Raw genomic sequence first — 1519 nt, 5'->3', positions numbered from 1 at the left:
GCTTCAACAGAAGGCCGGGGGAGACCCCGGCCTTTTTTGTTTGCGCATCAGTAGTGCCGGCCGCTGGCCGGCAACCTCATGGTTCTCATTCGGTGGTGGCAGCCACGTCCTGCAGCCGCAGCGTCGCCATCACGCCCAGGCGCAGGCCGGGCAGGTCGCCATCGGCGGGCAGCATGATCGCCTGCTGGCGGATGCCGCCGAAATGCTTGACCTGGAACAGCACGTCCAGCCCATGGCCACTGGCGCCACCGCCGCTGGCCGCCGGTGCGCCGGGATTGCGCCGGGCCGGCTGGAAGCCGGGCGTGCTGCGCACCAGCTCGACGGTGCTTGCGGAAAAATCCCCGGCGATCAGGCTCGGCATGCCCTCGGCCGTGGCGCCGATCCATGTCATCAGGTCGCTGGTCTGATGCTGCCGGGCCGTGGCCTCATCCGGCTCCGGCCGCAGGCGCGCGACGTAGACGTTGACGTCGTTGTCGCCCAGCCGCAGGCGCATCATGCCGGCGGCACTGAAGGTGCCCGGCGGATGCAGCAGGGTGACGCCGTCCTCGCTGACCGGCAGCCGGCTGAGCATCGCGTTGCCATGCCGGACCGGCTGGCTCGGCGGGTCTGCGGTGACGAAATCGCAGCTGTAGCGCAGCCGGCTGGCCAACCAGCAGGCCGGGTTGCGCCCTTGCTGCTGCAGGACCTGCTGCACCGAGATCACATCCGGCTGCAGATCGGTCAGCAGCTGCAGCACCTGTTCGCGGCGCTGCTTCCATTGCCCTTCATCACGGCTGGGCAGTTCCAGCGCGGCGACGGTCAATTGCCGCACCTCCGTGGCAAGGCCGGCGGCCGGCGGCGCCTGCGGTCGTGCCAATGCAGGCACGGCCAGCATGAGGGCAAGGCAGCTGGACAGAATGCGGGCAAAGGGGAGGGGGCGCATAACGATAAGTTTACGCTTTTGCCGTGCAGGTTCCGTGACTTCCGGCAGGGCCGCACATGCCTGCCATGCTTTGGCGCGCCTGTCATGCAGCCCTGCAGCGTGCTTCGCACGCACAGGTTCCGGTACTCTTGCGCCTTTCGTTTTGCAGGAATGCCTTACAGGATGAGCCACGACGCAGTCGCCCCCATCGCCGGCCAGGGAAAGATGCCGCGCCAGATCCCGTACATCATCGGCAATGAGGCCTGCGAGCGGTTCAGTTTCTACGGGATGCGCAACATCCTGGTGCAGTTCCTGATCACCTCCCTGCTGCTGCAGGAAATCACGGCCGAAGGCCGTGCCGGTGAAGCCAAGGACATCATGCACAGCTTCATGATCGGCGTGTATTTCTTCCCGCTGCTCGGTGGCTGGCTGGCCGACAAGTTCTTCGGCAAGTACCACACCATCCTGTGGTTCAGCCTGGTCTACTGCATGGGCCATCTGTGCCTTGCGCTGTTCGAGGGCAGCCGTGGCGGCTTCTTCCTCGGCCTGGGCCTGATCGCGCTGGGTGCCGGTGGCATCAAGCCGCTGGTGGCCTCGTTCATGGGCGACCAGTTCGAC

Annotated in this window: 2 protein-coding genes; one reads left to right on the top strand and one right to left on the bottom strand. The window is 66.4% G+C overall.

The window, feature by feature from the left end; genetic code table 11:
* Window positions 1–85: 85 nt before the first annotated feature.
* On the bottom strand, window positions 86–922 hold the full coding sequence (locus tag AC1VAN_RS21605) for an endonuclease/exonuclease/phosphatase family protein (RefSeq protein WP_025876740.1): 837 nt from the start codon (window positions 920–922) through the stop codon (window positions 86–88).
* Window positions 923–1084: 162 nt separating this feature from the next.
* On the opposite strand from AC1VAN_RS21605, the gene AC1VAN_RS21600 reads away from it, so the two are divergent.
* Window positions 1085–1519, top strand: a 435-nt coding sequence (locus AC1VAN_RS21600; protein ID WP_480986716.1) for a POT-type proton-dependent oligopeptide transporter, incomplete at its 3' end; no start/stop codon positions are given.

The organism is Stenotrophomonas sp. 05L44_2, assembly GCF_056665995.1.
The sequence above is the reverse complement of the archived record's forward strand: the minus strand, read 5'-3'. Positions and strand labels throughout refer to the sequence as shown.

Coding starts and splice junctions, on each gene's coding strand:
- AC1VAN_RS21605 (WP_025876740.1), bottom strand. CDS start 922: ATGCGCCCCCTCCCCTTTGCCCGCATTCTGTCCAGCTGCCTTGCCCTC.